At 61.8% G+C, this 7,000-nt stretch carries 4 protein-coding genes; all 4 read left to right on the top strand.

What is annotated here, in order from left to right:
- Positions 1 to 196: 196 nt before the first annotated feature.
- Positions 197 to 1,261, top strand: coding sequence for an ABC transporter permease (locus EOA86_RS15905; protein WP_065006284.1), 1,065 nt, complete (start codon positions 197 to 199; stop codon positions 1,259 to 1,261).
- Positions 1,262 to 1,263: 2 nt separating this feature from the next.
- Positions 1,264 to 2,046, top strand: a complete 783-nt coding sequence (locus EOA86_RS15900) for an ATP-binding cassette domain-containing protein (protein ID WP_128342482.1) — start codon at positions 1,264 to 1,266, stop codon at positions 2,044 to 2,046.
- 234 nt (positions 2,047 to 2,280) lie between these two features.
- A complete protein-coding gene (locus EOA86_RS15895) occupies positions 2,281 to 4,743 on the top strand; it encodes a glycogen/starch/alpha-glucan phosphorylase (RefSeq protein WP_128342480.1) in 2,463 nt (820 codons plus the stop codon).
- Between the two features lie 58 nt (positions 4,744 to 4,801).
- Positions 4,802 to 7,000, top strand: a 2,199-nt coding sequence (glgB, locus tag EOA86_RS15890) for a 1,4-alpha-glucan branching protein GlgB (protein ID WP_128342478.1), incomplete at its 3' end; no start/stop codon positions are given.

Genomic DNA, 7,000 nt, shown 5'->3' with positions numbered 1-7,000 from the left:
CCCGTCCATCGTTTCCGATCTGCCGCCGGAATTATTCGCGCTCGCGATAGCCCATCGTCCACCCGAAGCGGCCGGGGACTTGATCCCCGGCCGCTTCGGGTGGACGATGCGCTATCGCAAGCGCGAATAATTCCGGCGGCAGATCGGAAACGATGGACGGGCGTCGGCGCGTGGCTGAAGCCGCATGGGAGGAAACATGGCTCAGGTTCAGGAATTCGAAAAGGCTCTCTCGAACAGCGAGACAAGCGTCGCTGCTTTTGACGAGCACGGCACGTCGATTGTCAAGCGCATCCAGCACTTCCTGCATTCCACTCCGGCTGCGGTTCCGCTGATCGTGCTGGTTCTGTCGATCGCTGTCTTCGGCGCCACGATCGGAGGACGGTTCTTTTCGTCCTACACGCTGACGCTGATCCTGCAGCAGATCGCCATCGTTGGTATTCTAGGAGCCGCGCAGACGCTGGTCATCCTTACAGCCGGCATCGACCTGTCAATCGGCGTGATCATGGTGATTTCGGCCGTGATCATGGGCAATTGCGCGGTCACCTATGGTCTGCCGACCTTGCTTGCCGTGGTGATCGGGCTTGGCGCCGGCGCGGCCTGCGGGCTGCTCAACGGGCTGCTGGTCGCGTACATGAAGCTGCCGCCCTTCATCGTCACGCTCGGCACCTGGAACATCGTCATGGCCACCAACTTCATCTATTCGGCCAATGAGACGATCCGCGATGCCGACGTCGATGTCCAGGCGCCGCTGCTGCATTTGTTTGGCCTGAACTTCAAGATCGGCACGGCGGTGCTGACGTTCGGTGTCATTGCCATGGTCGTGCTGGTGTTGATCCTCTGGTACGTGCTCAATCACACGGCATGGGGCCGCCATGTCTACGCCGTCGGTGACGACCCGGAGGCGGCCAAGCTGTCGGGCATCCAGACCAAGAAGGTGCTGATATCGGTCTACACGCTTGCCGGGCTGATCGCCGCTTTCGCCGCCTGGGTCTCCATCGGTCGCAACGGTTCGATCTCGCCGTCTGCCGCCGTCACCGACTATAATTTGCAGGCGATCACCGCCACGGTGATCGGCGGTATTTCCCTCTTCGGCGGACGCGGCTCGATTTTAGGCACTTTGTTCGGTGCGATGATCGTCGGCGTCGTCTCGATGGGCCTCAACATGCTGGGCGCCGATCCGCAATGGAAAGTGCTGCTCACCGGTGTGCTGATCATCGGCGCCGTGGCGATCGACCAGTGGATCAGAAAGGTTTCGGTGTAACCATGACCCAGGAGCCCATCCTCACCGCGCGTGGCCTCGTCAAGCGCTACGGCCGCGTTACCGCACTGAACAGCTGCGACTTCGATCTCTATCCGGGAGAAATCCTGGCGGTGATCGGCGACAACGGCGCCGGCAAGTCGACGCTGATCAAGGCGATCTCGGGCGCCGTGATTCCGGACGAGGGGATCATCGAGTTAGACGGCAAGCAGGTGCTCTTCAAGTCGCCCATCGAGGCCCGTGAAGCCGGCATCGAAACCGTCTACCAGAACCTGGCGCTGTCGCCGGCGCTGTCGATCGCCGACAATATGTTCCTCGGTCGCGAGATCCGCAAACCGGGTTTTCTGGGCGACTGGCTGCGCATGCTCGACCGCCCGGCAATGGAAAAGCGCGCCCGCGACAAGCTCACCGAACTTGGCCTGATGACCATCCAGAACATCAGCCAGGCCGTGGAAACGCTGTCGGGCGGCCAACGCCAGGGCGTGGCGGTGGCGCGCGCCGCCGCCTTCGGCTCGAAGATGGTCATCATGGATGAGCCGACGGCGGCGTTAGGCGTCAAGGAGAGCCGCCGCGTGCTCGAACTGATCGTCGACGTGAAGAAGCGCGGCCTGCCGATCGTGCTGATCTCGCACAACATGCCGCATGTCTTCGAGGTGGCCGACCGCATTCACATCCATCGGCTGGGCCGTCGCCTCTGTGTCATCGATCCCAAGCAATATACGATGTCCGACGCCGTCGCCTTCATGACCGGAGCGAAGCTTCCGCCGGAGGCGGCGCTGGCGGCCTGATGCATGTCGCACGAAACTGCACAGCGGTTTGGGGTAACGACATGGCATATAAGTAAGAACTTAAGGCGCGTCGCAGAGGCCACCCAAACGCGACGCACTTTAAGTTGCTAAACTGCCGCAGGGTAAGCTGCCCGCGGCAATCTAACTCGATTGAACGCATGACAATATGCGTTAGCATGGGCTGGGAGGAATGGTGAAGGCCGGTATGATCATGGCAACCGCACGAGAGGCAGCATGACGCGCTCGATGACATCCGAAGCTCCCATTCTCGAAAACTCCGATCCCAAGGCGCTTGCCGACGAAGTCTTGAAGGCCCTCAAATACAGGCTCGGCAAGGGCACCAATGTCGCGACGCAGTACGACTGGCTCACCGCCTCGATCAAGGTCGTGCGCGACCATATCGTCGATCATTGGATGCAGGCGACGCAAGAGGCCTACGCCCATCAGGAAAAGCGCGTTTATTACTTGTCACTGGAATTCCTCATCGGCCGCCTGATGCGCGACGCCTTCTCCAATCTTGGCCTGATGGATAATATGCGCGAAGCGCTGCGGTCTCTCGGCGTCGACCTCGACCTCATCGCGGCCCTCGAACCAGATGCAGCCCTTGGCAATGGCGGTCTTGGCCGGCTCGCCGCCTGCTTCATGGAAAGCATGGCAACCGTCGACATTCCCGCGCATGGTTATGGCATTCGCTACGCCAACGGCATGTTCCGGCAGGAAATCCATGGCGGCTGGCAGGTTGAGCTGCCTGAGACTTGGCTCGATCACGGAAACCCTTGGGAGTTCGAGCGGCGCGAACGTTCTTTCGAGGTCGGTTTCGGCGGCTCCGTCGAATCGATCACATCGAAGGACGGCAGGCTTGAGCGCCACGTCTGGAAGCCGATCGAACATGTTCTGGCGGTTGCCTACGATACGCCGGTGGTTGGCTGGAGGGCCAACCGCGTCAACACGCTGCGGCTCTGGTCCGGCATGCCGATCGATCCGATCCTGCTCGACAAGTTCAACGCCGGCGACCACATCGGTGCACTCGCCGAAAGCAACAAGGCCGATGCCTTGTCGCGCGTCCTTTACCCCGCCGATTCCCACAAGGCCGGGCAGGAACTGCGGCTAAGGCAAGAGTATTTCTTTTCCACCGCATCGTTGCAGGACATCATCCAGCGTCATCTCAGCCAGTATGGCGACCTGCAGTCGCTGCCCGACAAGGCGGCGATCCATCTGAACGACACCCATCCGGCCATCGCCGTGCCCGAGCTGATGCGCCTGTTGATGGACGTCCACGGTATGGATTTCGACCAGGCCTGGAGCATCACCAAGCGCACCTTCGGCTACACCAACCACACGCTGCTTCCCGAGGCGCTCGAAAGCTGGCCGGTGCCGCTGTTCGAGCGGCTGTTGCCGCGCCATATGCAGATCGTCTACGCCATCAACGCAGAAGTGCTGCTGGAGGCGCGCGCCTCCGACCAGTTCTCTGACGAGCAGATCAGCCAGATCTCGCTGATACAGGAAAATGGCGAGCGCCGGGTGCGCATGGGCAATCTGGCCTTTGTCGGCTCGCACTCGATCAACGGCGTCTCTGCCCTTCACACCGAGCTGATGAAGGAAACGGTGTTTGCCGAGCTCCACAGGCTCTACCCCGACCGCATCAACAACAAGACCAACGGCATCACGCCGCGGCGCTGGCTGATCCAGTGCAATCCCGGTCTCACCGCGCTCACCCGCGAGGCGATCGGCGACCGCTTCCTCGACGATATAGACGCAATCAAGGAGCTCGATGGTTTTGCCGACGACGCCGCCTTCCGCGACAAGTTCGCGGCAGTCAAGCGGGCGAACAAGGCCAAGCTTGCCAATCTCGTCGCCGACCGCCTCGGCATCAAGGTCGATCCCTCGGCGCTGTTCGACATCCAGATCAAGCGCATCCACGAATACAAGCGTCAGCTCCTGAACATCCTCGAAACAGTCGCGCTCTACGACCAGATCCGCTCCCATCCGGAGCGCAACTGGATGCCACGCGTCAAGTTCTTCGGCGGCAAGGCCGCGCCCAGCTATCACAACGCCAAGCTGATCATCAAACTCGCCAACGACGTCGCCAAGGTCATCAACCGCGACCCGGCCGTTCGCGGCTTGCTCAAAGTGGTGTTCGTGCCGAACTACAATGTCAGCCTGGCCGAGATCATGATGCCGGCCGCCGATCTTTCAGAGCAGATATCGACCGCCGGTATGGAAGCCTCCGGCACCGGCAACATGAAGTTCGCGCTGAATGGTGCGCTGACCATCGGCACGCTTGACGGCGCCAATGTCGAGATCCAGGAATGCGTCGGCGACGACAACATCTTCATTTTCGGCCTGACCACCGAAGAGGTCGCCGAGCGGCGCAGCAACGGCTACGATCCGCGATCGGTGATCGGAGCCTCTCCCGAACTGGCGCAGGCTGTGGCTGCCGTTTCGTCGGGCGTCTTTTCGCCTGACGATCCGGAACGGTATCGCGACCTGATGAGCGGCCTCTATCAGAGCGACTGGTTCATGGTCGCCGCCGATTTCGATGCCTACGCCGCCACCCAGCGCGATGTCGACGCCGTCTGGCGCAACAGCCCGGATTGGTACGCCAAGGCAATCCGCAATGTTGCCCGCGTCGGCTGGTTCTCGTCCGACCGTACGATCCGCCAATACGCGAAAGAAATCTGGAACGTGCCGGTCTGATATGATTGCATGAGGCCACGAACAACGTGGTCCGGGTGCCGGGGAGGGTCACTGCCTGATGAGGAAGCCGCGCGCGACCGCTGCGACAAGCGGGCCGGATGGACTGGCTTCAGCCGGTGATGTCGCGGCAATTGTCGCCGGTTCGCATAGTGATCCTTTCGCTGTCCTCGGTGTGCACGAGGTTGACAACGGCTTTGTCGCCCGCTGCTTCGTCCCTCATGCCGAGTTCGTCACTGCCTATACGCTGACCGGCAAGAAAGCCGGCGAACTCTCCAGGCGCCACGAAGGCGGCTTCTTCGAGGGCATCCTGTCGCTCAGAAAGCGTCAGCCGCTGCGCTATCACGCGCGCAATGCCGGCGGTGACTGGTGGCTGACCGATCCCTATTCGTTCGGTCCGGTGCTCGGTCCGCTGGACGACTATTACATCGCCGAAGGTTCGCACCTCAGGCTGTTCGACAAGCTTGGCGCGCATCTCATCGATCACGAGGGTGCGTCCGGCGTGCATTTCGCCGTCTGGGCGCCCAATGCAAGGCGCGTTTCGGTGGTCGGCGACTTCAACGAATGGGACGGCCGCAGGCATACGATGCGCGTCCGTCGAGACACCGGCATCTGGGAGTTGTTCATTCCCGATATCGGCGCCGGCCGGCCGTACAAATACGAGATCATCGGGCCCGATGGCGTGAGGCTGCCGTTGAAGGCCGATCCGTTCGCTTTCAAGTCCGAACTGCGCCCGGCCACCGCTTCGGTGACGGCGCTTCCGCCGGCGCATCAATGGGGTGATGAGGCGCACCGCAATTTCTGGCGCAACGCCGATCCCAGGCGCGAGGCGGTGTCGATCTACGAGGTCCATGCCGGCTCCTGGCAGCTTCACGACGACGGCAGCTTCCTGTCATGGGACGAACTCGCCGGCCGGCTGATCCCCTACGTCGTAGACACGGGTTTCACCCACATCGAATTCATGCCGATCTCCGAACATCCCTATGATCCGTCCTGGGGTTACCAGACGACCGGCCTCTACGCGCCGTCGGCCCGCTTCGGCGATCCGGACGGTTTTGCCCGGTTCGTCGACGGCGCGCACCGCGCCGGCCTCGGCGTCATCCTCGACTGGGTGCCGGCACATTTTCCGGTGGACGCGCATGGCCTGGCCAATTTCGACGGCACCGCGCTCTATGAGCATGCCGACCCGCGCAAGGGCTTCCATCCCGACTGGAACACCGCGATCTACAATTTCGGCCGGCGCGAGGTCGTCTCGTTCCTCGTCAACAATGCGCTGTTTTGGGCCGAGAAGTACCACGTCGATGGTTTGCGGGTCGATGCCGTCGCCTCGATGCTCTACCTCGACTATTCGCGCAAGGCCGGCGAATGGATTCCCAACGAAAAGGGTGGGCGCGAGAACCTTGAAGCGGTCAGCTTTCTCCAGAGAATGAACAAGGAGGTCTACGGCCATCATCCTGGCGTGATGACGATTGCCGAGGAATCGACCTCATGGCCAAAGGTTTCGCAGCCGGTGCATGAGGGCGGGCTGGGTTTCGGCTTCAAGTGGAACATGGGATTCATGCACGACACGCTGGAGTATTTCTCCAAGGAGCCAATTTTTCGCAAGCATCATCACAGCGACATCACCTTCGGCCTGGTCTACGCCTTCAGCGAGAATTTCGTGCTGCCGCTCTCCCATGACGAGGTCGTGCACGGCAAGGGGACGCTGCTCGGCAAGATGGCCGGCGACGACTGGCAGAAATTCGCGACGCTGCGCGCATACTACGCCTTCATGTGGGGCTACCCCGGCAAAAAGCTGTTGTTCATGGGGCAGGAATTCGCCCAGCGCCGCGAGTGGAGCGAGGCGCGCGCGCTCGACTGGAACCTGCTCGATTTCCAGGCCCATCGCGGCGTCTGGCAGACGGTGCGCGATCTCAACTATCTCTACCGCTCACGCCCGGCCCTGCATGCTCGCGATTGCGAGCCGCAAGGCTTTTCCTGGCTGATCGTCGACGATAGTGCGAACTCTGTCTTTGCCTGGCTGCGCAGCGCGCCGGGCGGAAACCCGGTCGCCGTCATCTCCAATTTTACACCGGTGCCCCGTGACGATTATCGCGTGCCGTTGCCGACGGCTGGAAGATGGCGCGAGATCATCAACACGGACGCCACCGACTATGGCGGTTCCGGCAAGGGCAATGGCGGTGCCGTCGAGGCTCGGGCGGAAGGAGGAGGCATCTCGGCGAAGATCCTGTTGCCGCCGCTGTCGACGATCATGCTCGAA

This window comes from Mesorhizobium sp. M5C.F.Ca.IN.020.32.2.1 (assembly GCF_004023105.1).
Classification (GTDB): domain Bacteria; phylum Pseudomonadota; class Alphaproteobacteria; order Rhizobiales; family Rhizobiaceae; genus Mesorhizobium; species Mesorhizobium wenxiniae.
Note: the sequence above shows the minus strand (reverse complement) of the source record. Positions and strands in the feature narration are given on the sequence as shown.

Bases quoted from the DNA above. Each gene is read 5' to 3' on its own strand.
- EOA86_RS15905 (WP_065006284.1), top strand. From the start codon at position 197: ATGGCTCAGGTTCAGGAATTCGAAAAGGCTCTCTCGAACAGCGAGACA.
- EOA86_RS15900 (WP_128342482.1), top strand. From the start codon at position 1,264: ATGACCCAGGAGCCCATCCTCACCGCGCGTGGCCTCGTCAAGCGCTAC.
- EOA86_RS15895 (WP_128342480.1), top strand. From the start codon at position 2,281: ATGACGCGCTCGATGACATCCGAAGCTCCCATTCTCGAAAACTCCGAT.